Below are 22,956 nucleotides of genomic sequence, written 5' to 3' on the forward strand. Positions count from 1 at the left end.
GAACCGGTCCTCGTCCACGACTTCGACGACCGGGAGGGCGAGACGGACGTCGTCTACCCGGCGGGCGCCGTCGGCCCCGCGGACGTGGCCCGACTCCGCAACGACGCCGGCGGCCTCGTCTGCGTCGCCCTCTCGCACGACGTCGCCGAGGCGGTCGGCCTCCCGTTCCTCGACGGCGTCATCGACCACCCGACGGCGGCCGACCACGACCTCGCGTACGACGACCGCTCGTCCTTTTCGCTGCCCGTCAACCACCGCGACACGTTCACCGGAATCACCGACGAGGACCGCGCGCTCACCATCTCGGAACTGAGCGGCGCGGCCGAGGCGGCCCTCGCGGGCGGCTACGACGCCGACGACTTCGCCGCCGACTTCCGCTCGCCCGGCCACGTCAACCTCCTCCGCGGCGCGCCGAACCTCCTCGGGGACCGCCGGGGCCACACCGAACTCGGGTTGGTCCTCGCCGACGCCGCCGACCTCCCGGCGGCCGTCGTGGTCTGTGAGATGCTGGACGACGAGACGGGGACGGCGCTCTCGCCCGCCGCGGCCCGGGACTACGCGCGCCGGAGCGACCTCGTCTACGTCGAGGGCGAATCCATCGTCGAGCGGTTCGCCTGACCCGGTCCTACATCCGCCGGTTTCGTCGGTCCGCCCGACTCACCGCCAACTCTTCTCCGGCGTCCACCCGAGCATCCGCTCGGCTTTCTCCGTCGAGATGAGCGCCTCGTACCCCTCGAAGGACGTCCGGCGTTCCGCGTCGGGGTACAGTTCCTCGACCAGTTCCTCGGTCGGCACGTCCGCGCTCGTGTCCGCCGCCGCGGCGAAGAATCGCTCGTGGCCCGCGAACTCCGCGTCGACCGCCCGGCGGACGAGTTCGGCGGCGTCCGACTGCGCGAGGTAGGAAAACAGCGTGTTGCGCGCCGTCTCGAAGTGCCCCGACTCGCGGAGCGCCGACGGCGTCCGCTCGGAGCGCTCGAACGTCTCGCGCATCTGCTCGTCGGTCGGCATCCACGGGAAGCGCAGCGAGGCGATAGTTTGCGGACCGTCCTCTCGGAGCGCGAACCCGTCGGCGGTGACTTCGAGTACGTGCTTGCCCATCCCGTAGGAGTTCGACGGCGTCACCTGGTGGGCCTCGTCGACGGGGAGATAGGAGACGCGGATCGGTTCGGGTTCGAAGGAGGCGCCGAACGCGGAGAGACTGGAGGCGAGGACGACGGTGTCGACGTCGAGTGCCTCCGCGGCCTGAAGGACGTTGTACGTGCTCATCGCGTTGCTCTCGAAGACGACGTGACCGGGGTCGTGGTCGGGCGTCGACAGCATCCCGAGGTGGACGACGGCGTCGGCGCCGGCGGTGGCGAACGCGCCGTACGTCTCGCCGGCGTCGACCATGTCCGCCCGCAGGCTCGCGTCCGCCTCGGTGTCGCCCCCCGACCGAGAGACGTTGACGACGCGGTGACCGGTCGCGCGGAGTCGCCGGATGACGGTCGGACCGATGCGTCCGGTGCCTCCCGTCACGACGACCGTCTCCGGTGTTTTCGATGCCTCCCTCGTCGCCGCCGCGTTCGCTTCGGACGTTGGCATTCGTTCGCACCCGACGCGGACCGACGAAAAAAATCCAGCGGGCCGTTCCGCGTCGCCTACTGTTTTATGATGTGCCGTGAAAACCACGAGATATGGGATTTGACGAGATGGACGTCGACACCATCTGGATGGACGGCGAGTTCGTGGACTGGGACGACGCCCAGATTCACGTGCTCACGCACGGACTCCACTACGGGACGGGCGTCTTCGAGGGCGTCCGCTGCTACGACACCGAGAAGGGCCCCGCCCTCTTCCGTTGGGAAGAACACATCGAGCGGTTCTACAACTCCACGAAGCCGTACGACATGGAGATTCCCTTCGACTCCGAGGAACTCACCGAGGCGACGCTCGAACTCCTCGAACGACAGGACCTCGAAGCCGCCTACATCCGCCCCATCGCCTTCTACGGCTACGACACGCTCGGCGTCTCGCCCGGCGACTGCCCGACGAAAGTCGCCATCGCGGCGTGGCCGTGGGGGGCGTACCTCGGTGAGGACGCCCTGGAGAACGGCATCGAGGTGATGGTGTCATCCTGGCGCAAGCACTCCTCCAGTCAGATTCCGACGAACGCGAAGACGACGGGGCTGTACGTGAACTCGCTGCTCGCCGGCGAGGAAGCCCGCCGCAACGGCTACGCCGAGGCCATCGTTCTCAACAAGGAGGGCAACGTCGCCGAGGGCCCCGGCGAGAACATCTTCCTCGTCCGCGACGGAACCATCTACACGCCCGGTCTCTCCGAAAGCATCCTCGACGGTATCACCCGCAACACCGTCATCGAACTCGCTCGCGAACGGGGCTACGAGGTGCAGGACACCGCCTCCATCAGCCGCGGCGAACTCAACACCGCCGACGAACTGTTCTTCACCGGCAGCGCCGCGGAGGTCACGCCCATCCGCAAGGTGGACAACGTCGTCATCGGCGACGGCTCCCGCGGCCCCGTCACCGAGGAACTCCAGCAGGCGTTCTTCGACCTCGTGGAGCGCCGTACCGACGACCACGACGAGTGGTTCACCTACCTCTGAACTGACCGACGCCCGCCGCGGGTCGCTCTCGATCTCTCCTCGCACTCTCGACCGCTCCCCGCCCTTCCCGTCTCCGTCGCTCCTGTTCGCTCAGTTCTCCCGTTCTTCCGCCTCCTCGACCACGGCGGTGGCCTCTATCTCGACCAGCAGCGCGGGGTCGACGAGTCGGCTCACCTCGACCATGCTCGTCGCCGGCCTGATCTCGCCGAAGAACTCGGCGTGCGCGTCGCCCACGGCCGCCCACTCGTCGATGTCGGTGACGTACATCCGAGTGCGGACGATGTCCGAGAGCGACGCCCCCGCCTCCGACAGCGCGGATTCGACGTTCCGCAACGCCCGCCGCGCCTGTTCGTACGAGTCGCCCTCGCCGACGATTTCGCCGTCATCGTCCGTTGCCGTCGTGCCCGAGACGTGGACGTGCGGACCGACTCTGACGGCCCGCGAGTAGCCCACGCGCTGTTCCCATTCGGTGCCCGTCGAGACGCGTCTCCGTTCCATGCGTCAACCCCGCGGAGACGGACGAAAAGCGTGTCGCGAGGCGACCTACCGCGTTCGCTCGCGTTCGTCGTCCACGTCGATGTCGATGGCCGCGGTGGATTCGTCCTCGGCGAACCCGGCCGAGAGAATGCGCGTCAGAGCCTCTTCGACCTTCTCGTCCGTCTCGGTGAGGTCCTCGGGTTTGACTTCCATCACGAACCCGGTAGTGATGTTCGGTGCCGTCGGCATGAAAACCACTTCTCGCCCGTCTTTCGTCGTCTTGCCGGTTTTAAAACCCGTCATCCGAATCCCCGGCCACACCTCCAGCCGAACGGGTTTCTGGAGGTCCTCGGTCCCCGTCAGCGCCGTCTCGACGGCGAGTTTCGACGCGTTGTACAGCACCCGAACCAACGGGACGCGGTTCATCGTCCCGTCGATGGCGGACTCGAACAGGCGTCCGGCCGTCGTCCGCATCAGATAGCCCACCGAGAACACGAGCATCACGAAGACGAAGATGGCGACGAAGAACCCGTACGGCGGTTCCAACTGCTTGATGAGGGGGAGACCGGAGATGTTGCTGTAGAGGATGCCGAGAACGTACAGGATGACGAGGATAGGGACGAGTACGACCAGACCGCTTGCGAAGTCGCGTCTCCACGAGGACATTTATCGGTGAGTAGGTGACCACGGAGCCTTAAGAGGCCTTCTGTCCGCGGTGAGCGGATTCAGACGCCCGCGACGGCTCACAGCGCGAACCGGAGTGAACCACACGCCGACGTGCGCGGGTCCGGCACCCGTGGATTTCGCTCGCTCGATGTTTCGGGCGCGACCGAATCACCGAGATTTTTGTCCCGCCCTCCGACGTTCCGGGTATGGTCATCGAACTCGTCGTCGGCGCGTTCTGGGCGATGCTCCCCGCGTACGTGCCGAACAACGCCGCGGTCCTCGCCGGCGGCGGCCGTCCCATCGACGGCGGACGGACGTGGGGCGGCCGGCGCGTCCTCGGCGACGGCAAGACGTGGCGCGGAACGGCGACGGGGACGCTGGTCGGGTTCGCCCTCGCGTTCGTCTGCAACGCCGTCGCCGGTCCCCTCGGCGCCGCCCTCGACGTGTCGCTCCCCCGGTTCTCGGTACTCGGCGCGTTCGGCCTCGCCCTCGGGGCGATGCTCGGCGACATCGGCGCCTCCTTCCTCAAGCGCCGGTCGGGGCGCGAACGCGGCGCGGCGTTCCCCGGCCTCGACCAACTCGACTTCGTCGTCGGCGCCCTCGGCCTCGCCGCCCTGCTGGATTTCGAGTGGTTCGCGGAGACGTTCACCCTCCCCGTCCTCGCCGTCGTCCTCGTCCTCACGCCCGTCCTCCACGTGGTGACGAACGTGGGGGCGTACTATCTGGGACTGAAGAACGAGCCTTACTAGATCCCCACCTTTCTTTTCGAGGGTCCTCGCAGACGGCTTCGCCGTCTGCTCGAACCCCCGGAAGAAAGCTGGGGCAAAGAACGGCCGCGAGGGCTCGCTCACTCCGTTCGCTCGCCTCGCGGTACGATTTAGTATCCTCTCTCCGCCTCCGCAACGCTTCTGCACCGCGTCCGCCGCTGCCCCGAACCAACCCGTTTAAGCGCCTCGGCGGGACCTCTCGAAACGAGATGGCGAACGACGAACTCATCGAGGCCCTGCGCGCGGCGGACGCCGTGCAGTTCGGCGAGTTCGAGTTGTCCCACGGCGGCACCTCGAACTACTACGTCGACAAGTACCTGTTCGAGACCGACCCCCGCTGTCTGCGTCTCATCGCCGAGGCGTTCGCCGAGCAACTCGACGGCGTGGAGAAACTGGCGGGCGTCGCCCTCGGCGCCGTCCCCCTCGTGGCCGTCACGGCCGTCGAGACGGACACCCCGTACGTCATCGCCCGCAAGAAGGCCAAGGAGTACGGCACGGCCAAGCGCATCGAGGGGCGTCTGGAGGAGGGCGAGGAAGTCGTCGTCCTCGAGGACATCGCCACGACCGGAAGCAGCGCCCTCGACGCCGTCGAGGCCCTCCGCGAGGCGGGCGCCGTGGTGAACCGCGTCCTCGTCGTCGTCGACCGAGGGGAGGGCGGCGCCGAACGACTCGCCGAGGCCGACGTGGAACTCGACGCACTCGTCACCGCCGAGGACCTGTTGGCCGACGCCGATGCCGGCGGCGACGCGGACGAGTAAGGCGTCTCCGTCCGCCGCTTCGCCGCCTCGACGCCGTTCCCCGCCGTCGCGTTTCCCCCGCTTGCAGTTCGCGCAAGGCGTCGGACCGCGCTCCGCGTCGGTTCCACATCCGTGCTGAATCTACCCCTCGAAACGTATCGACGTATTCATACTTGTGTAACCGCGAGTAGCACGGTATGAACAGAGCGGAGAAAGCCGCCCTCCAACTGCAGGCCGTCGCCGTCCTCCGAGTGCTCAAGGAGACCCGGACGTACGACGAACTCGCCGATCTCACCGGACTCCCGGCCGGCGACCTCAACCGCTACGTCAACGGCCACGTCCTCCCGGGCGTCGAACGCGCCCGCGAAGTGGTGCAGGGCGTCGGCCGCGACGCCCTCGCGGCGGAGTTGGAGAGTCGCGTCGAGTTCGACGACGAGGGGTACGTCGACAACTCCGGCGTCGTCTTCGACCAGTCGTTCTTGGACCTCGTCGCGCCCGTCGCGGCGAACACGCTCGGCTTCGAACGCCCGGACGTGGTCCTCACCGCCGCCACCGACGGAATTACGCTGGGTGCCGCGATGGCCAGTTACTTCGACGCCCGCGTCGCCTACGCCAAGAAGTCCAAGGAGACGGCCGTCGAGGAGTTCGTCGAGTCCCGTCAGCGACTCGCCTCCGGCATCGAACTGACGTACTACCTGCCCGCGCGGGCCCTCTCGTCCGGCGAGAGCGTCCTCATCGTCGACGACCTCATCCGGTCGGGCGAGACGCAGGAACTCCTCCTCGATATCGCCCTGCAGTCGGAGGCGAACGTCACCGGCGTGTTCACGCTCATCTCCGTCGGCACCGAGGGCATCGACCGCGCCGCCGAGATAACCGACGCGCCCGTCGGCGCCCTCACCACGTTCGACGCGGAGTGAGGCCCCGGCCGTCCCGCCGCCCGCGGTCCGTACGGGACGTTGCCATCGGCGGTATTCGCGAGTCGCTCGACGGCTTGAATACTCACAAATGTGCATAAATAATGGAATTAGTGGCGTCATATACCTAACAGTTGTACATCTACGTGGATATTTTTCTCCCCGAGATGGTAACGCTTATACTCGGATTCGTGATTATGCACAAGCGTGAATTATGGGGCTCACTGAAACGCTGGACGAGTACTTCGACGTACAAGAACACGGGTCGTCCGTCCGAACTGAACTCCTCGCCGGACTGACGACGTTCCTGACGATGTCGTACATCGTCGTCGTCAACCCGGCTATCCTGACGGCCATCCCGGACGTCAAACCCGGAATCGCCATCGCGGGCTACTCGCCGGGGCAGGTCGAGTCGATGATCACCGTCGTCACGCTTCTCGCCGCCGCCGTCGCCACGTTCGTGATGGCCGTCTACGCGAACCGGCCGTTCGGACAGGCGCCCGGCCTCGGACTGAACGCGTTCTTCGCGTTCACCGTCGTCGGCGCCCTCGGCGTGCCGTGGCAGACGGCGCTGGCCGCCGTCGTCGTGGAGGGAATCGTCTTCATCCTCCTCACCGCCGTCGGCGCCCGCGAGTACGTCATCCGATTGTTCCCCGAACCGGTGAAGTTCGCCGTCGGCACCGGCATCGGGCTCTTTCTCGCCATCATCGGCCTGCAGGCGATGGGCATCGTCGTCGACGACGCGGCGACGCTCATCACCCTCGGCGCCGTCGCCGCCGACCCCGTCGCCATCCTCTCGGTGTTTGGTCTGTTCCTCACGTTCGTCCTCTACGCCCGCGGCGTCCCGGGATCCATCCTCATCGGCATCCTCGGCACCAGCGCCGTCGGATGGCTCCTCACGACGCTCGGCGTCGTCTCGCCCGACGCGGGTCTCGTCGCCGGGTCGACGACGACGACGTACGACATCACGCCCCTCGCCGGCGCGTTCGTCAGCGGCCTCGGCAACGTCGAGGCGTTCTCCTTCGCGCTCATCGTCTTCACGTTCTTCTTCGTCGACTTCTTCGACACCGCCGGGACGCTCGTCGGCGTCGGGCAGGCCGGGGGCTTCCTCGACGCCGACGGCAACCTCCCCGACATCGACAAACCGCTCATGGCCGACGCCGTCGGCACCACCGTCGGCGGGATGCTCGGCACCTCGACGGTGACGACGTACATCGAGTCCGCCGCGGGCGTTGAGGAGGGCGGCCGGACGGGCCTGACGGCGCTCGTCGTCTCGCTGCTGTTCTTGGTCTCTCTCGCGTTCGTCCCCGTCGCGGCCGCGATTCCGCAGTACGCCTCTCACATCGCCCTCGTCGTCATCGGCGTCGTGATGCTCGGCAACGTCGTCGACATCGACTGGAGCGACGTGACGAACACCATCCCCGCGGGGATGACCATCCTCGTCATGCCGTTCACCTACTCCATCGCCTACGGCATCGCGGCGGGCATCGTCTCCTACCCGGTGGTCAAGGCCGCCGCCGGCGAGTCCGAGGACGTGCGACTCGGCCACTGGGCGCTCGCGGCCGCGTTCGTCGTCTACTTCTTCGTCCGGACCAGCGGCGTCATCCAATCGCAGGTCTGAGGCGTCGCGGCGCCTCGGACCCGCCGGAGACCGCAAGAGATTCGTTCCCCTCCCCGTTCCACTCGTACACCGATGGATACGCCCTCCCGGTCGACGGCGGTGCGAATCGTGGCGTTCGTCCTCGTGGTCGCGCTGTTGACTCCCTCGGCGGTGTCGGCGCTCACCTACGACCCCAGCGAAGAGCGGACGCTCACCCGGGGGACGGTGACGAGTCCGGCGAACGGGTCGACGGTCATCAGCGTGCAGGGGTACACCTTCGAGGGGAACACCAACCGGAAGAAGCCCGCACGCATCATCTCGGCCGGCGAACGGGGCCAGACGCAGTGGGTCCACGACGACGAGGTCGGGGCGGGGGCGTGGTTCTTCGACGTCGACCCGATGGACAACGGAAACCTGCTCGTCTCCTCGCCACGGAGCGGGCAGACCGTCGTCTACGAACTGAACCCCGACACGCAAGAGCGCGTCTGGGAGAAGACGTTCAATATCACCGACACGCACGACGTCGACATGCTGAGCGGGAACCGACTCGTCGTCGCCAACATGCGCGCGTGGAACGAGTCGACGCAGGTCAGCGACGACCGGATATTCGTCTACAACCGCACGACCGAGGAGGTGACCTGGGAGTGGTACTTCAAGAACCACTACCCGGCGAACACCGACGGCGGCTACAACAAAGACTGGACGCACGTCAACGACGTCGACCCCATCGGCGACGGGAAACTGCTCCTCTCGCCGCGGAACTTCGATCAGGCCGTCGTCGTCGACATGGAGACGAAGAACATCACCCGACGCCTCGGGAGCGACAACAACTACTCGGTGATGAACGAGCAGCACAACCCCGACTGGATACTCAGCGAGAACGGGACGCCCACCGTCCTCGTCGCCGACAGCGGAAACAACCGCGTCGTCGAGTACGCCTACGAGAACGGAGAGTGGGTACGGACGTGGACCGTCGGGTCGAACACGCTGAACTGGCCCCGCGACGCCGACCGACTGCCGAACGGGAACACGCTCATCGTCGACACGCTGAACCACCGCGTCATCGAGGTGACGCCGACGGGCGAAGTCGTCTGGGAGTACTACGCCACGTGGGGTCCGTACGACGCCGAACGCGTCGCTCACGGCGACGAGTCGTCGGGCCCGACCATCCGCGATATGAACGCCAGCGGAACCTACGCTATCACCGGCAGCGCGAACCTCACCGCCGGGGCCGGCGACGGAACCGAGTTCGCCGCGCAGATGCGCGCGACGTTTTCCGGAACGGCGCTGGAAGAACCGACGAACGAGTTCGCCACGCGGTGGTCGCACGTGACCCCGTGGCTCCGCCCGGTGTGGATGTCCGGGTGGGACTTCGTGTGGGCCATCGCCGCCGCCGTCGTCGTCGTCCTGTGGGGGGCGACCGAACTGGTCCTCGGTCGCCATCGAATCGTCGGCGCCGCCAGGAGCGTCCGCGGCCGCTGACATTCGCTGTGCGCTCGGAGCGCACGCCACCACCGGACTCTTTATTCGCCGACTCATAGCCGACAGTGATGACGAATCTCACGCTGTACGAACTGGAAGGCTGCCCCTACTGCGCGAAGGTAACTGACAAACTCGCCGAACTCGACCTGGAGTACGACTCCGTCATGGTCCCGCGTTCGCACGGCGAACGGACCGAAGTCGAGGAAGTGAGCGGACAGACCGGCGTGCCCGTCCTCGTCGACGAGGAACACGGCGTTGAGGGGATGGCCGAGAGCGACGACATCGTCGAGTACCTCGACGAGACGTACGGCAACGCGGCGAACTGAGGACCTCCCCGAACGATCTTTCGCCGACGCTCCGACCGCGTAGCGGCGGCTCCGGCGGTCGCAGGACAGAACGGAAGCAACGAACGCGCTGCCGAGTCCTCCCGGCCGCGCGTCAGGCCTCGGTCGGTTCGCCGGCGCGTTCGCGGATGAGGTCCCGAATCGCGTCGGGGTCGTCGATGGCGGCGAGTTCGTCGCAACTGACGAGCGCCGTCCCCTCGACGGCGTCGCGCTTTGACTGCTCTTTGGTGAAGTACACCGACCGCGTCCGGGTGACCTCGCCGAGCGAGGACATGATGCGGGCGCGCTTCTCTGCGCTCCGGGTGAACGAGGAGTGGCCGGTGAGCATGGGAATCTGGTCCGAGCGCCGGTCGTCGTCCTCGCTGACGGCCTTGAACGGCGCGCGGGCGGTCGGGTGGACGGTGAATCCCGCTCGCGTGAGGATGTGGACGACGTGCTCGTCGTCCGGGTCGGCGTCGGGGTCCTCGGGCGTCGGTTCGGCACTGCGGACCTCCTCGGCGCCGTCGAGGACGGAAACGGGGCTGGAGAACGGCTGGTCGAACATCTCTTCGAGGTGGATGGCCACCTCGATGCTGGCGTTCATGCCGTCCTCGTACTTGGAGACGGTCCGGCGCGAGACGCCGAGTTCCGTCGCCAGTCGGCCGAGGCTCCACCCGCGGTTCTGCCGTTCGTCCGCCAGCAGGTCGCCGTCGAGGTTGACGTAGAGACCGCCCGGCGCGGCGTAGATGAGCGGCGGCACCCCTTCGAGGAACAGGTCCATCGCGGTGTCGGGGTTCATCACCGGCACCCCGTGGCGGAAGTACACCACCTCGGGTTTCAGGTCCTCGTCGCGGGTCCGAAGGCCGACGACGAGCGGCGTCGCGGAGAGGTAGCTGCCGAGTCGGCGCATCTCGGCGCCCGTCTCGGCGTCGAACGCGTCGATGTTGCCGAGCACCTTCAACAGCACCAAGTCGTCGCCGCGGCGAGCGGCGAGGTCGAAGCTCTTGGGCCGGATGGCACAACGGTCGCTGACGGCGAATCCCGCGTCGTCCAGCATCGCTGTGATGTTTCCAACCAGAGCTGACCGAGACATACCGGGAGATAAGCGATTTGAGACATATAGCTGTTTTGCCGGTATCACCGCATCCCGTCTCCCGATTAGGCTCGGTAGTCACCAGCATCGTTATATAGGTCCTTCTCGTCGCGGTAACGACTCGAAAGGGGTTACTCCGCCGAGGCGCTACGAGGGTCCATGACGGTCCTCGGTCTCGACGACACCGACTCGCGCCAGCTGGGGATGTGCACGACGTACCTCGCGACGCTGGTGGCCGAGGCCATCGAAGCGGCGGGCGGAACGGTCGGGCGTCGCCTCCTCGTCCGCCTCAACCCCGCCGTCGAGCACAAGACGCGCGGCAACGCCGCTCTCGCCCTCCACACCGACCTCCCGCCCGACGAGACGCTCGAACTCGCCGTCGCGGAGTTGGAACCGCTGGCGCAGACGGCCGACCCGCGGACCAGTCCGGGCGTCGTCGTCGCCCCCGGCGACGCCGAGGCGGTGCCCGACTCCGTCGCGTCGTTCACGCGGCGCGCGATTCGGTCGTTCGTCGACACCGAGGAGGCGGTCGAACTCGCGGAGGCGACCGGCTACGCCCACCGCGGGTGGGACGGCGGCCGCGGCCGCATCGGCGCCCTCGCGGCCGTCGGCGCGTGGGCCGCCCTCGACGAGTGGACGTACGAGCACATCGCCTACCGGGAGTTCGACCGCTGCGGGGCGCCCCGCGAGGTGGACTTCGACTCGGTGTTCGAGGCGGCCGAGGCGCACTACCCCGCCGCGTGGGACACCGTCGACACCGTCGAGGGACAGGCCGTCTGCGTCCCGAACGCCCCCGGACCCATCCTCCACGGCATCCGCGGCGACGACGCCGACGCGGTGCGGTCGCTGTCGGCCGCCATCGACTCCGAACCCGTCGAGCGCTGGTCGACGTTCCGCACGAATCAGGGGACGGACGTCCACCTCCGCGACGGCGAACTCGGGTCGCTCGACGATGGCGGCGCGTACCGCGTCGACGGCGCCGTCGCCTCGGCCCCGGAGACGCGGCGCGGCGGCCACGTCTTCTTCGAGTTGGGCCCTCTCGACTCGGACATCGACACCGATGCCAACGTCGCCGATGCCGCCGACGCCGCCGCATCCGTCGCCTGCGCCGCCTTCGAACCGACCAAGCGGTTCCGTGACCGGATCCGCGCCCTCTGGCCGGGCGACGAACTGACCGTCTGCGGTGAGGTGTCGGGGGGAACGCTCAAACTGGAGAAGTTCGCCGTTCGGTCGCTGAACCGCACCGAGTCGCGGACGCCCGTCTGCCCCGACTGCGACCGGACGATGGAGAGCGCCGGTCGGAATCAGGGCTACCGGTGCCGCGACTGCGGGACGAGCGCACCCGGTCGCGTCGAGGTCGAAGTCGACCGCGAACTCGAACGCGGGTGGTACGAGGTGCCGCCGTGCGCCCGCCGACACGTCGCCAAACCCCTCGTCCGCGGCGGCTTCGACGCGCCCGTCCACCCCGAGCGGTGACCGGCGCGCGAGACGGCTCACTCCGCGACGACCAGAATCCGCGTGTTCGCCCGCCGGTCGACGAACTGACCGCCGGCGGGCGGTTTCACGTCGATGACGACGGTCCCGTCCTCCTGGTTCGGACGGAGCGACGGCGAGACGGTGACCGTCGCGCTTCCGTCCGAACCGGTTCTTTCGGTCGCGATGCCGTCGAGGTCCGCCGTCCCTCCCTTCACGACGACGGTGGCGCCCTCGACGGAGTCGCCGTCGGAGTCGACCACGACGAGCGATATCTCCCGTTCGCCCGGCGTCACCACGTCGGGCGACGGCTTCACGTCCAACTCGGTGACCGCGAGACCCTGCACGCCCGACAGCATGTTCAGCATCACGCTCATCGTCGCCACGCCGACGACGAGGGCGACGACCAGTCTGATAGGCAGACCCTCTATCGCGCGGTCGTCCGCGGCGAACCGCCGGAGTTCGGTGGGTAGAGATTCGTCGAACACGGGGTGGCTGGCCCCGTCTCAGTAGATAAACCTCTGCGCGAACGTTCAAGTGCGGAGAGGGGACCAGATGCTCGCGTGAACACTGACGTCCTCGGCCGACGCGGACGGGAGGACTCCGCCGGCGGTCCCCTCGCCCGCCTCGGCCGCCACCGCGCCCGCGACGGCAGCGACGGCGCGCCCATCGCGGTCGACCTCGACCGACCCCACGCAGCGCTCGTCGTCGGCAAGCGAGGCTACGGGAAGTCCTACACGCTCGGCGTCCTCGCCGAGGAGGCGTCGCGAGCACCCGGTCTCGCGCCCGTCGTCGTCGACCCGATGGGCGTTTTCGACGGTCTCGCCGGGGGCGACGACTTCGACGCGCGAGTCGTCCGGTCCCCGACCGTCCGCGCGGACGCGGTCCCGCCGTCGGAGTGGCCCGCCCTGGTGGGTGCCGACCCCGACTCGCCGGTCGGGTCGATGGTATGGCGCGCCGCCGGCGAGTCCGGGACTCTGGCCGAGATGCGCGCGTTCGCGGAGGTCCCCGCGCGGTCCTCGCGCGTCGCCCCCGAGACGGTCCGCGCGGTGCGGAATCGACTTCGACGGGCGGCGTCGTGGGACGTGTTCGACCCCGACGGATTGGACGCCGCGGCTCTCTGCGGACCCGAGGCGACCGTGTTGGACTGCGCCGGCCTCGACCCCGCGCCGGCGAACGCCGTCGCGAGGTCACTGTACGACGCCCGCCTCCGCGAGTCGGTCGCCCGCCTGCCGTGGCTCTTTCTCGACGAGGCGCACGTCTTCTTCGACGGCCTCGCCGCGCCGTCCCTCCGTGCGATACTGACTCGCGGGCGCGCGCCGGGCGTCTCCCTCGTCGCGGCGACGCAGCGACCGAGCGCCCTCCCCGACGTGGCCCTCTCGCAGTCGGACCTCAGAATCGTCCACCGGCTCACCGCCGGCCCGGACGTGCGGGCGTTGACGGCCGCCGAACCCACCTACCTCTGCGAGGGTGTCGAGGCGCGGATGCCGACTCGACCGGGGGAAGCGCTCGTCGTCGACGACGCGGCGGAGGCCGCCTTCGACGTTCGCATCCGCGAGCGAGACACGCCGCACGGCGGCGACAGTCCGCGGGCGAACGAGGTGAGCGCCGGGGTCGATTCGGCGGGAACCGAAACCGCCGAGTAGCCCCGGCGGCGACCGGTAGCCGATGCAGAACCGCGTGGATCCCCTCCTCGTCGCCGCCGGCGGCTTCGTCGGCGCGATGCTACGGTACGGCATCGACGCCTCGCTACCGGGCGTCGGCGGGACGCTGGCGGTGAACGTGCTCGGCAGTTTCGCTCTCGGCGTCCTGCTCACCGCCGTCCGCCACCCCCGGATTCATATCCTCCTCGGAACGGGGGTGCTCTCCTCGTTCACTACCTACAGTACGTTCGCGGTGCAGACGGCGTCGCTCGGGCCGACGTGGGGGCTGGCGAACGTCGGCGCCAACTACGCGCTCGGGTTCGCGGCGGCCCTCGCGGGACTCGCGGCGGGGGGCCGACTCCGATGACGGCGCTCGCCGCCCTCGCCGCGCTTCCGACGCCCGTTCTCGTCGGCCTCGGCGGCACGCTGGGGGCTCTCACGCGGTACGGCGTCGATGTCGGCCTGTCCGGCGGCCGCCGGAGCACCCTCGCAGTGAACGTGCTCGGCAGCGTCGCCCTCGGTGCCGCCGTCGCGGCGCCGCTTCCGACGGCGGTCGCGACGCTGTTCGGGGCGGGTTTTTGCGGCGCGTTCACCACGTTCTCCTCGTTCGCCGTGACCGTCGCCGATGACGCCGCCGGCGGGAACCGTCGGGCGGCGGCCGGGTACGCGGCGGGAACGCTCTGTGCCGCCCTCGTCGGCGTCGCCCTCGGGGGATTTCTGGTCGGACTGGTGTAGGGGTCGAGACGCCGTACGCTCGGCGATAAAACGCCTCGCTGGAGGAAGGAGAGTCAAAGGACGCCCGGAGCGGGATTTGAACCCGCGTCACGACCGTGACAGGGTCGTATGATGGGCCACTACACCATCCGGGCAGGCGTACAGAGCAAACAGCGCCCGGAGCGGGATTTGAACCCGCGTCACGACCGTGACAGGGTCGTATGATGGGCCACTACACCATCCGGGCTTGCTCTACTCCATCGTAACGCGGTTCACTAATTAAGACTTATCATATAGGTTCCGCGTGGTAGCTCCTACCGCGTTATGCGGTACTGTTCGCCGGACGGCGGCGCGATGCCGCACGCGTCCGACCGTTCTGGTTCTCGCGGCGGTGAGTGTCGCGGTCGCCGGAAGGCATTTATCGGCTTCTCGCGTTGTTGGGTGCAACGCGAGTGCCGTCGCACCACCCGCAACGCCCTCACGCGCCGACCGTCGACGGGCACGGTCGGCCCCGCAACGGGTGGAAACGAGGCGACGGGACTGCTCGTGGCGAAGAGCGGCGCTTCTCGAACCCAGTTGGCAAGGGTTAAATGGATGCCTCCCGAACGAGCCTGTAGTATCTCGTGAGAACTTCTTCCCCCACCCATACATGGTAGACGTAAGCCAACACAAACTCGTTCCAGAGCACACGGTCCTCGAAGAGGAGGAGGTCGAGGAGGTGCTGGAAGAGTACGACGTGAAGCGTACGAGCCTTCCGAAAATAAAGCGAACCGACCCGGCGGCGCCCGACGGCGTGGAGGTCGGTGACGTGGTGAAGATCGTCCGCGACTCCCGGACCACGGACAAAGCAATCACATACCGACTGGTGATCGAATGAACCGACAAGACCGACGCGAAGTCTCGCGGCAGTACTTCTCGCAGGAACGGCTTGCAGAGCACCACTTCCGCTCGTTCAACAACTTCCTCGAACGCGGCATGCAGGAAGTCGTGACCGAGAAGGAGACCATCGACACGGACATCGGCGACAAGGAGGGCGAGGAACCCGTCTTCGTCGAACTCGGGGACATCCGGGTCGAGACCCCTCGCGTCCGCGAGGCCGACGGCTCCGAGGAACTCCTGTTCCCGCAGGAGGCGCGCCTCCGCAACATCACCTACGCCGCGCCGGTGTTCATGGAGATGTCCATCGTCCGCGGCGGCGAGGAGGAAGAGGAGGTCGTCGTCGACACGACGGAGACGAAGGTGGGTCGGATGCCCATCATGGTCGGCTCCTCGAAGTGTAACATCAGCGGCCTCTCCGACGAGGACCTCGTCGAAATCGGCGAGGACCCCGTCGACCCCGGCGGTTATTTCATCGTCAACGGCTCCGAGCGGGTGCTGATGACGTCCGAGGACCTCGCGCCCAACAAGATTCTCGCCGAGTACGACACGAAGTACGGCGACGAGATTCAGGTGGCCAAGACGTTCAGCCAGCGCCGCGGCTACCGCGCGCTGGTGCTCTGTGAACGCAACCGCGAGGGCATCCTCGAAGTATCGTTCCCCTCGGTGTCGGGCAGCGTCGAGTTCGTTACGCTCGTCCGCGCCCTCGGACTCGAATCCGACGAGGAGATCGTCCACCGCGTCTCCGACGACCCGGAGATTGTCAAGTTCATGCTGGAGAACCTCGAGGAGGCCGAGGTGCAGACGGAGGCCGAGGCCATCGAGACGCTCGGCAAGCGCGTCGCCAGCGGACAGGGCAAGAACTACCAGCTCAAGCGGGCGAACTACGTCATCGACCGCTACCTCCTGCCGCACCTCCACGAGGACGGCGTCGAGGAGGAGGACGTGCGCATCAACAAGGCGTTCTACCTCTGCCGCATGGCCGAGGCGTGCTTCGAACTCGCCCTCCAGCGCCGCGACTCCGACGACAAGGACCACTATGCCAACAAGCGCCTCAAGGTGTCGGGCGACCTGATGAAGGACCTGTTCCGGACGGCGCTGAACAAGCTGGCGCGCGACGTGAAGTACCAGCTCGAACGCGCGAACATGCGGAACCGTCAGCTGACGGTCAACACCGTCGTCCGCTCCGACGTGCTGACCGAGCGCCTCGAGCACCCCATCGCCACGGGGAACTGGGTGGGCGGTCGCTCGGGCGTCTCGCAGTTGGTCGACCGGACCGACTACATGGGGGTTCTCTCTCACCTGCGCCGCCTCCGCAGTCCGCTCTCGCGGAGCCAGCCGCACTTCGAGGCCCGCGACCTGCACGCGACTCAGTGGGGTCGCATCTGCCCCTCCGAGACCCCGGAGGGACCGAACTGCGGGCTCGTGAAGAACTTCGCGCAGGCGATGGAGCTCTCGCAGAACATCGAGGACGAACAGGGACTCAAACGTGAACTGGCGTCGATGGGGGTCGAGGGCATCCCCGGCATCGAGGGACCGAACCCCACCAACACGCCCGCGGACGACTAATACATGGCTCAGACACAGCAACGCGAAGCGAAGGTGTACGTCAACGGAAGCCTGGTCGGGACGCATCCCGACCCCGAACAGCTCGCAGACCAGATTCGAGAGGCCCGCCGCCGCGGCGACGTGAGCGAGATGGTGAACGTCTCCGTGAAGGGGCGCACCCGTGAGGTCATCATCAACGCCGACGCCGGCCGCGCCCGCCGTCCCCTCATCGTCGTCGAGGACGGCGAACCCCTCCTCACCGACGAGGAGATAGAGGCCGTCAGAAACGACGAGGTGTCCTTCGAGGACCTCGTCGAACGCGGCTACATCGAATTCATCGACGCCGAGGAGGAAGAGGACATCTACGTCGCCGTCGACGAGGACGACCTGAACGAGGACCACACGCACCTCGAAATCGACCCGCAGCTCATCTTCGGTATCGGCGCCGGGATGATTCCCTACCCCGAGCACAACGCCAGCCCGCGCATCACGATGGGCGCGGGGATGATGAAGCAGTCGCTCGGACTGCCGTCGGCGAACTACCGCATCCGCCCGGACACGCGTCAGCACCTCCTGCACTACCCGCAACTGTCGATGGTGAAGACGCAGACGACCGAGCAGATCGGATTCGACGAACGGCCCGCAGCGCAGAACTTCACCGTCGCCGTGATGAGCTACGAGGGGTTCAACATCGAGGACGCTCTCGTCATGAACAAGGGCTCCGTCGACCGCGCGATGGCCCGCTCGCACTTCTTCCGGACCTACGAGGGCGAGGAACGCCGCTACCCCGGTGGACAGGAGGACCGATTCGAGGTCCCCAGTCAGGACGTCCGCGGTGCTCGCGGTGAGGACGCGTACAACCACCTCGACGAGGACGGCCTCGTCAACCCCGAGACGGTCGTCGACGAGAACAGCGTCCTCCTCGGGAAGACCTCTCCTCCCAGATTCCTCGAAGAGCCGGACGACATGGGCGGCCTCTCACCGCAGAAGCGCCGCGAGACGTCCGTCACGATGCGCTCCGGCGAGTCCGGGGTCGTCGACACCGTCACCCTGATGGAAGGCGAGGACGGCTCCAAGCTGGCGAAGGTCTCCGTCCGGGACCAGCGGGTCCCCGAACTCGGCGACAAGTTCGCGTCCCGCCACGGACAGAAGGGCGTCGTCGGCCACCTCGCGCCGCAGGAGGACATGCCGTTCACCGCGGACGGCGTCGTCCCCGACCTGGTGCTCAACCCGCACGCGCTGCCGTCGCGCATGACGGTCGGTCACGTGCTGGAGATGCTCGGCGGAAAGGTCGGTGCCCTCGAGGGCCGCCGCGTCGACGGCACCGCCTTCCAGGGCGAGGACGAGGAGGAACTCCGTGGCGCACTCGAAGAGCACGGGTTCGAGTCCTCCGGGAAGGAGGTCATGTACTCCGGCGTCACCGGCGAGAAGATCGAGGCCGAGATATTCGTCGGTATCATCTTCTACCACAAGCTGTACCACATGGTGAGCAACAAGCTGCACGCCCGTTCGCGCGGGCCGGTGCAGGTTCTCACCCGTCAGCCGACCGAGGGTCGCGCCCGCGAGGGCGGACTCCGGCTGGGCGAGATGGAGCGCGACACCGTCATCGGGCACGGCGCCGCGATGGTCCTGCAGGAGCGCCTGCTCGACTCCTCCGACAAGGAGAAGGTGTACGTCTCCGCGGACACCGGAATGGTCGCCGTCGAGGACCGCGACCAGCGCCGCATCTACGACCCCGTCACCGGCGACGAGGACAACATCCACGAGATAGAGATCAGCTACGCGTTCAAGCTACTGCTGGACGAGATGATAGCGCTCGGCATCCGACCGCGCCTGAACCTCGAGGACGCAGTCTAACCCACAACAATGTCAATGCAGACACCGAAGGAGATCGGGGCCATCCAGTTCGGGCTGATGGACCCGGAGACGTACCGAGATATGTCCGCGACGAAGGTCATCACCGCGGACACCTACGACGACGACGGCTACCCAATCGACATGGGGCTGATGGACCCCCGCCTCGGCGTCATCGACCCGGGACTCGAGTGTCGGACCTGCGGGTCCCACTCGGGGTCGTGTAACGGGCACTTCGGTCACATCGAACTGGCCGCGCCCGTCATCCACGTCGGCTTCACGAAGCTCATCCGCCGTCTCCTGCGCTCGACGTGCCGGGAGTGCGGTCGCCTCTCGCTGACCGACGAGGAGTCCGAGGAGTTCCGCAGCGGTCTCACCCGCACGGAGGAACTCGGCGACGACTGGACGGACGTGCTGAAGTCGGCGGTCCGGCAGGCGCGGAAGGCCAAGCGCTGCCCGCACTGCGGCGCCCCCCAGCACGACATCAAGCACGAGAAGCCCACCACCTACTACGAGGTGCAGGACGTGCTCGCGGGCGACTTCTCCGAGCGCATCGCCGAGGCGATGCAACCCGACGAGGACGAGGAGGACGACGCGGGCATCGCTCCCGCGACGCTCGCCGACGAGACGGGTATCGCGCTCCAGCGCGTCAACCAGATCCTCTCCGGGGAGTTCCGACCGGTTGGCGACGACCGCAAGAAACTGGAGAAGGCGCTGGACGTGGACCTGACCGAAGAGGACATGAACAAGCTGATGCCCTCGGATATCCGCGACTGGTTCGAGGACATCCCGGACGAGGACATCGTCACCCTCGGCGTCGACCCCTCGCGGGCGCGCCCCGAGTGGATGATTCTGACCGTCCTCCCCGTCCCGCCGGTGACGGCTCGTCCCTCGATTACGCTGGACAACGGCCAGCGCTCCGAGGACGACCTGACCCACAAGCTGGTCGACATCATCCGCATCAACCAGCGGTTCATGGAGAACCGCGAGGCCGGCGCCCCGCAACTCATCATCGAGGACCTGTGGGAACTGCTGCAGTACCACGTGACGACGTTCATCGACAACGAGATTTCGGGCACGCCGCCGGCGCGGCACCGCTCCGGCCGCCCGCTGAAGACGCTCAGCCAGCGGCTGAAGGGCAAGGAGGGTCGCTTCCGCGGCTCCCTGTCCGGGAAGCGCGTGAACTTCTCCGCGCGGACCGTCATCTCGCCGGACCCGACGCTGTCGCTGAACGAAGTGGGCGTCCCCGAACGCGTCGCCCGCGAGATGACGCAGACGATGAACGTCACGCAGCGGAATCTCGAGCAGGCCCAGCAGTTCGTCCGTCACGGCCCCGAGGGTCACCCCGGCGCCAACTACGTCAAGCGACCGGACGGCCGCCGCCTGAAGGTCACCGAGAAGAACTGCGAGGAACTCGCCGAGAAGGTCGAGGCCGGGTGGGAGGTCAACCGCCACCTCATCGACGGCGACATCATCATCTTCAACCGACAGCCGTCGCTGCACCGGATGTCCATCATGGCCCACGAGGTGGTTGTGATGCCGTACAAGACGTTCCGGCTCAACACCGTCGTCTGTCCCCCGTACAACGCCGACTTCGACGGGGACGAGATGAACATGCACGCCCTCCAGACGGAGGAGGCCCGCGCCGAGGCACGCGTCCTCATGCGCGTGCAGGAGCAGATTCTCAGCCCGCGCTTCGGGCAGAACATCATCGGCGCGATTCAGGACCACATCTCCGGGACGTACCTGCTGACGAACGGCAACCCGCACTTCTCGGAGACGCAGGCGCTCGACCTGCTCCGCGCGACGAGCATCGACACGCTTCCCGAACCCGCGGGCGAGGAAGCGGACGGCCGACCGTACTGGACCGGTCGACAGTTGTTCAGCGAACTCCTCCCCGACGACCTGAACCTCGAGTTCACCTCCTCGACGGGCGAGGACGTCGTCATCGAGGACGGCCAGTTGCTCGAGGGGACCATCGACGAGGACGCCGTCGGCGCGTTCGGCGGCGAAGTCGTGGACACGCTGGCGAAGGTCTATTCGAAGACCCGCGCCCGGGTGTTCATCAACGAGGTCGCCTCGCTGGCGATGCGCGCCATCATGCACTTCGGGTTCTCCATCGGTATCGACGACGAGTCGATTCCGGCGGAGGCCAACGAGCAGGTCGACGAGGCCATCCAGAGCGCCTACGACCGCGTGCAGGAGCTCATCGACATCTACGAGGCCGACGAACTGGAGTCGCTGCCGGGGCGCACCGTCGACGAGACGCTGGAGATGAAGATCATGCAGCAGCTCGGCAAGGCGCGTGACTCCGCCGGCGAAATCGCCGACGACCACTTCACCGACGACAACCCGGCCGTCGTCATGGCGCGGTCGGGCGCCCGAGGGTCGATGCTGAACCTCACGCAGATGGCCGGCTGCGTCGGCCAGCAGGCCGTTCGCGGCGAGCGCATCAACCGCGGCTACGAGGGACGCACCCTCAGCCACTACCAGGAGGACGACCTCTCCGCCGAGGCCCACGGCTTCGTGGAGAACTCCTATCGGGGCGGTCTGACGCCGACGGAGTTCTTCTTCCACGCGATGGGTGGCCGCGAAGGGCTGGTCGACACGGCGGTCCGTACCTCGAAGTCCGGATACCTCCAGCGTCGCCTCATCAACGCGCTGACCGAACTGGAGGCGCAGTACGACGGCACCGTCCGCGACACCTCGGGCACCATCGTGCAGTTCGAGTTCGGCGAGGACGGCACCTCGCCGGTGAAGGTGTCCTCGAACGAGAAGGACGGTATCGACGTCGAGAACATCGCCGACCGCGTCCTCGACTCCGAGTTCGCCTCCGAGGAGGAGAAAGACCGGTTCCTCGGCCGCCGCGAACCGCCGACGAACCTCTCGGAGTACGCCGGTCCGGGTCTCGACAAGGCGCAGAGCCCGGAGGTGCAGTCGGATGACTGAGTACGAACACGTTAGCGAGGATATCGAGGCGCTCGTCGAGGACCGCGACATCCCCCGGCGACTGAAGCTCGATATCTACGAGACTATCGAGAAGCGCGAGGGCGTCTCGCCCGACCGCGCCGACGAGATAGCGCAGGCCGTCGAGGCGCGCTATCACGACACCCGCGTCGACCCGCTCGACCCCGTCGGCACCGTCTCCGCGCAGTCCATCGGGGAACCGGGGACGCAGATGACAATGAACACGTTCCACTACGCCGGCGTCGCCGAAATCGACGTGACGCAGGGGCTGCCGCGCCTCATCGAACTGGTTGACGCGCGGAAGACGCCCGACACGCCGATGATGACCGTCTTCCTCGAGGGCGAGTACGCGACCGAACGCGAACGCGCCCACGAGGTGGTGTGGTCGATGGAAGCGACGAAGATACTCGCTCTCGGCGACGTGTCGACGAACGTCGCCGACATGGTCGTCCGCATCGACCTGAACGAGGAGACGCTGTTGGAGCGGTGGCCCACGGTGGACAACGTCGACACCATCGCCCAGGAGATAGCCGAGACCATCGAGGACGCCCTCGGCGTCGCCACGCAGCGTTCGGGCACCGTCGTGGAGTTCGGCCCCGAGTCGCCGAGTTACCGCCGCCTCCTGCAGTTGGTCGAGGAACTGCGGGACATCGTCTTCAAGGGCATCGAGGAGGTCACCCGCGTCGTCATCCGCAAGGAAGACAACGAGGAGACCGACGGCGAGGAGTTCGTCCTCTACACCGAGGGGTCGGCGTTCGGCGACGCTCTCGCCATCGAGGGCGTCGACGCCTCGCGCACGACGAGTAACAACATCCACGAGATATACCGCAACCTCGGGGTCGAGGCGGCCCGCGAGTCGATCATCGACGAGACGATGAACACCCTACGCGAGCAGGGTCTCGACGACGTGAACGTCCGGCACCTGATGCTCGTCGCGGACATCATGACGAACCGCGGCGAGATAGAGTCCATCGGTCGGCACGGCATCTCGGGGTCGAAAGACTCCGTGCTCGCCCGCGCGGCGTTCGAGGTGACGGTGAACCACCTGCTCGACGCCGCCGTCCACGGCGAGGAGGACGACCTCGACGGCATCATCGAGAACGTCATCGTCGGCAAACCGATAGCGACCGGCACCGGCGACGTGGACCTCCGCATGGGCTCCATCGAAGCGCCGACGGAATCGGACGCACCCGCGCCGGAACCCTCGGACGACTGACGG

Annotated in this window: 22 protein-coding genes and 2 tRNA genes; 17 read left to right on the plus strand and 7 right to left on the minus strand. The window is 67.4% G+C overall.

All coding sequences use genetic code 11. The annotated features are described in order from the left end of the window. The coding region (gene ribB / locus C474_RS11480; protein ID WP_008386953.1) for a 3,4-dihydroxy-2-butanone-4-phosphate synthase at window positions 1-618 on the plus strand (618 nt) is incomplete at its 5' end. A 39-nt stretch (window positions 619-657) separates the two neighbouring features. Here ribB and C474_RS11485 read toward each other — a convergent pair. After that, window positions 658-1,581 carry an NAD-dependent epimerase/dehydratase family protein gene (locus tag C474_RS11485; protein ID WP_008386955.1) on the minus strand — a complete coding sequence of 308 codons (924 nt, stop codon included), beginning with the start codon at window positions 1,579-1,581 and terminating at the stop codon, window positions 658-660. A 92-nt stretch (window positions 1,582-1,673) separates the two neighbouring features. On the opposite strand from C474_RS11485, the gene C474_RS11490 reads away from it, so the two are divergent. Beyond that, window positions 1,674-2,603, plus strand: a complete 930-nt coding sequence (locus tag C474_RS11490) for a branched-chain amino acid transaminase (protein ID WP_008386958.1) — start codon at window positions 1,674-1,676, stop codon at window positions 2,601-2,603. 90 nt (window positions 2,604-2,693) lie between these two features. Here the strand turns inward: C474_RS11490 and C474_RS11495 are convergent, their stop codons facing one another. Beyond that, the gene (locus C474_RS11495; RefSeq protein WP_008386959.1) at window positions 2,694-3,101 is read right to left on the minus strand and encodes a RidA family protein; all 408 of its coding nucleotides are present in this window, start codon (window positions 3,099-3,101) and stop codon (window positions 2,694-2,696) included. 45 nt (window positions 3,102-3,146) lie between these two features. Next, a complete protein-coding gene (locus tag C474_RS11500; RefSeq protein ID WP_008386960.1) occupies window positions 3,147-3,746 on the minus strand; it encodes a DUF502 domain-containing protein in 600 nt (199 codons plus the stop codon). Between the two features lie 206 nt (window positions 3,747-3,952). On the opposite strand from C474_RS11500, the gene C474_RS11505 reads away from it, so the two are divergent. From C474_RS11505 to C474_RS11530, 6 genes are all read left to right on the plus strand, one after another. Then, complete coding sequence (locus C474_RS11505) at window positions 3,953-4,495, plus strand: CDP-2,3-bis-(O-geranylgeranyl)-sn-glycerol synthase (protein WP_008386962.1); 543 nt, start codon at window positions 3,953-3,955, stop codon at window positions 4,493-4,495. A 227-nt stretch (window positions 4,496-4,722) separates the two neighbouring features. Continuing rightward, window positions 4,723-5,271, plus strand: coding sequence for an orotate phosphoribosyltransferase (gene pyrE, locus C474_RS11510; protein WP_008386964.1), 549 nt, complete (start codon window positions 4,723-4,725; stop codon window positions 5,269-5,271). Between the two features lie 176 nt (window positions 5,272-5,447). Beyond that, the gene (locus C474_RS11515) at window positions 5,448-6,167 is read left to right on the plus strand and encodes a phosphoribosyltransferase family protein (protein ID WP_008386966.1); all 720 of its coding nucleotides are present in this window, start codon (window positions 5,448-5,450) and stop codon (window positions 6,165-6,167) included. 211 nt (window positions 6,168-6,378) lie between these two features. After that, complete coding sequence (locus C474_RS11520) at window positions 6,379-7,785, plus strand: NCS2 family permease (protein ID WP_008386968.1); 1,407 nt, start codon at window positions 6,379-6,381, stop codon at window positions 7,783-7,785. Between the two features lie 72 nt (window positions 7,786-7,857). Further along, window positions 7,858-9,246: an aryl-sulfate sulfotransferase gene (locus C474_RS11525; RefSeq protein ID WP_008386970.1), complete on the plus strand. Its 1,389-nt coding sequence runs from the start codon at window positions 7,858-7,860 to the stop codon at window positions 9,244-9,246. 68 nt (window positions 9,247-9,314) lie between these two features. Further along, window positions 9,315-9,572, plus strand: coding sequence for a glutathione S-transferase N-terminal domain-containing protein (locus C474_RS11530; RefSeq protein WP_008386972.1), 258 nt, complete (start codon window positions 9,315-9,317; stop codon window positions 9,570-9,572). A 112-nt stretch (window positions 9,573-9,684) separates the two neighbouring features. On the opposite strand, the gene C474_RS11535 is transcribed toward C474_RS11530, so the two are convergent. After that, window positions 9,685-10,662 (minus strand): transcriptional regulator, encoded by a 978-nt coding sequence (locus C474_RS11535; RefSeq protein WP_008386973.1) that lies wholly within the window; start codon window positions 10,660-10,662, stop codon window positions 9,685-9,687. 159 nt (window positions 10,663-10,821) lie between these two features. Between C474_RS11535 and C474_RS11540 the strand changes: the two genes are divergently transcribed. Further along, a complete protein-coding gene (locus C474_RS11540; protein WP_008386976.1) occupies window positions 10,822-12,138 on the plus strand; it encodes a tRNA(Ile)(2)-agmatinylcytidine synthase in 1,317 nt (438 codons plus the stop codon). Window positions 12,139-12,155: 17 nt separating this feature from the next. Here the strand turns inward: C474_RS11540 and C474_RS11545 are convergent, their stop codons facing one another. Further along, complete coding sequence (locus C474_RS11545) at window positions 12,156-12,623, minus strand: DUF7382 domain-containing protein (protein ID WP_008386978.1); 468 nt, start codon at window positions 12,621-12,623, stop codon at window positions 12,156-12,158. A 75-nt stretch (window positions 12,624-12,698) separates the two neighbouring features. Here C474_RS11545 and C474_RS11550 point away from each other — a divergent pair, with 75 nt between their 5' ends. Genes C474_RS11550 through C474_RS11560 form a run of 3 tightly spaced genes read left to right on the plus strand, consistent with a single transcriptional unit; the run spans window position 12,699 to window position 14,513 of the window. Continuing rightward, window positions 12,699-13,781 (plus strand): ATP-binding protein, encoded by a 1,083-nt coding sequence (locus tag C474_RS11550; RefSeq protein WP_008386979.1) that lies wholly within the window; start codon window positions 12,699-12,701, stop codon window positions 13,779-13,781. 22 nt (window positions 13,782-13,803) lie between these two features. Further along, window positions 13,804-14,145, plus strand: a complete 342-nt coding sequence (locus C474_RS11555) for a CrcB family protein (protein ID WP_008386981.1) — start codon at window positions 13,804-13,806, stop codon at window positions 14,143-14,145. Beyond that, on the plus strand, window positions 14,142-14,513 hold the full coding sequence (locus C474_RS11560) for a fluoride efflux transporter FluC (protein WP_008386982.1): 372 nt from the start codon (window positions 14,142-14,144) through the stop codon (window positions 14,511-14,513). Before C474_RS11555 ends, C474_RS11560 begins: the two co-directional genes overlap by 4 nt. A 61-nt stretch (window positions 14,514-14,574) precedes the next feature. Here C474_RS11560 and C474_RS11565 read toward each other — a convergent pair. Further along, window positions 14,575-14,647 (minus strand) — tRNA-Asp (locus C474_RS11565). Between the two features lie 19 nt (window positions 14,648-14,666). Then, a tRNA-Asp gene (locus tag C474_RS11570) sits at window positions 14,667-14,739 on the minus strand. A 402-nt stretch (window positions 14,740-15,141) separates the two neighbouring features. Between C474_RS11570 and C474_RS11575 the strand changes: the two genes are divergently transcribed. The 5 genes from C474_RS11575 to rpoA2 are packed head-to-tail and all read left to right on the plus strand — an operon-like array spanning window position 15,142 to window position 22,953. Next, window positions 15,142-15,369, plus strand: coding sequence for a DNA-directed RNA polymerase subunit H (locus C474_RS11575; protein WP_008386985.1), 228 nt, complete (start codon window positions 15,142-15,144; stop codon window positions 15,367-15,369). Continuing rightward, the gene (locus C474_RS11580; protein WP_008386987.1) at window positions 15,366-16,937 is read left to right on the plus strand and encodes a DNA-directed RNA polymerase subunit B''; all 1,572 of its coding nucleotides are present in this window, start codon (window positions 15,366-15,368) and stop codon (window positions 16,935-16,937) included. The genes C474_RS11575 and C474_RS11580 overlap by 4 nt, the downstream gene beginning before the upstream one ends. Window positions 16,938-16,940: 3 nt before the next feature. Continuing rightward, a complete protein-coding gene (rpoB, locus tag C474_RS11585) occupies window positions 16,941-18,773 on the plus strand; it encodes a DNA-directed RNA polymerase subunit B (protein WP_008386989.1) in 1,833 nt (610 codons plus the stop codon). Between the two features lie 15 nt (window positions 18,774-18,788). Beyond that, window positions 18,789-21,719, plus strand: coding sequence for a DNA-directed RNA polymerase subunit A' (locus C474_RS11590; RefSeq protein ID WP_008386991.1), 2,931 nt, complete (start codon window positions 18,789-18,791; stop codon window positions 21,717-21,719). Continuing rightward, a complete protein-coding gene (gene rpoA2 / locus C474_RS11595; RefSeq protein ID WP_008386994.1) occupies window positions 21,712-22,953 on the plus strand; it encodes a DNA-directed RNA polymerase subunit A'' in 1,242 nt (413 codons plus the stop codon). The genes C474_RS11590 and rpoA2 overlap by 8 nt, the downstream gene beginning before the upstream one ends. Window positions 22,954-22,956: the final 3 nt, after the last annotated feature.

It is taken from the genome of Halogeometricum pallidum JCM 14848 (genome assembly GCF_000337095.1).
GTDB lineage: Archaea > Halobacteriota > Halobacteria > Halobacteriales > Haloferacaceae > Halogeometricum > Halogeometricum pallidum.

Coding starts and splice junctions, on each gene's coding strand:
- C474_RS11485 (WP_008386955.1), bottom strand. CDS start 1,581: ATGCCAACGTCCGAAGCGAACGCGGCGGCGACGAGGGAGGCATCGAAA.
- C474_RS11490 (WP_008386958.1), top strand. CDS start 1,674: ATGGGATTTGACGAGATGGACGTCGACACCATCTGGATGGACGGCGAG.
- C474_RS11495 (WP_008386959.1), bottom strand. CDS start 3,101: ATGGAACGGAGACGCGTCTCGACGGGCACCGAATGGGAACAGCGCGTG.
- C474_RS11500 (WP_008386960.1), bottom strand. CDS start 3,746: ATGTCCTCGTGGAGACGCGACTTCGCAAGCGGTCTGGTCGTACTCGTC.
- C474_RS11505 (WP_008386962.1), top strand. CDS start 3,953: ATGGTCATCGAACTCGTCGTCGGCGCGTTCTGGGCGATGCTCCCCGCG.
- pyrE (WP_008386964.1), top strand. CDS start 4,723: ATGGCGAACGACGAACTCATCGAGGCCCTGCGCGCGGCGGACGCCGTG.
- C474_RS11515 (WP_008386966.1), top strand. CDS start 5,448: ATGAACAGAGCGGAGAAAGCCGCCCTCCAACTGCAGGCCGTCGCCGTC.
- C474_RS11520 (WP_008386968.1), top strand. CDS start 6,379: ATGGGGCTCACTGAAACGCTGGACGAGTACTTCGACGTACAAGAACAC.
- C474_RS11525 (WP_008386970.1), top strand. CDS start 7,858: ATGGATACGCCCTCCCGGTCGACGGCGGTGCGAATCGTGGCGTTCGTC.
- C474_RS11530 (WP_008386972.1), top strand. CDS start 9,315: ATGACGAATCTCACGCTGTACGAACTGGAAGGCTGCCCCTACTGCGCG.
- C474_RS11535 (WP_008386973.1), bottom strand. CDS start 10,662: ATGTCTCGGTCAGCTCTGGTTGGAAACATCACAGCGATGCTGGACGAC.
- C474_RS11540 (WP_008386976.1), top strand. CDS start 10,822: ATGACGGTCCTCGGTCTCGACGACACCGACTCGCGCCAGCTGGGGATG.
- C474_RS11555 (WP_008386981.1), top strand. CDS start 13,804: ATGCAGAACCGCGTGGATCCCCTCCTCGTCGCCGCCGGCGGCTTCGTC.
- C474_RS11560 (WP_008386982.1), top strand. CDS start 14,142: ATGACGGCGCTCGCCGCCCTCGCCGCGCTTCCGACGCCCGTTCTCGTC.
- C474_RS11575 (WP_008386985.1), top strand. CDS start 15,142: ATGGTAGACGTAAGCCAACACAAACTCGTTCCAGAGCACACGGTCCTC.
- C474_RS11580 (WP_008386987.1), top strand. CDS start 15,366: ATGAACCGACAAGACCGACGCGAAGTCTCGCGGCAGTACTTCTCGCAG.
- rpoB (WP_008386989.1), top strand. CDS start 16,941: ATGGCTCAGACACAGCAACGCGAAGCGAAGGTGTACGTCAACGGAAGC.
- C474_RS11590 (WP_008386991.1), top strand. CDS start 18,789: ATGCAGACACCGAAGGAGATCGGGGCCATCCAGTTCGGGCTGATGGAC.
- rpoA2 (WP_008386994.1), top strand. CDS start 21,712: ATGACTGAGTACGAACACGTTAGCGAGGATATCGAGGCGCTCGTCGAG.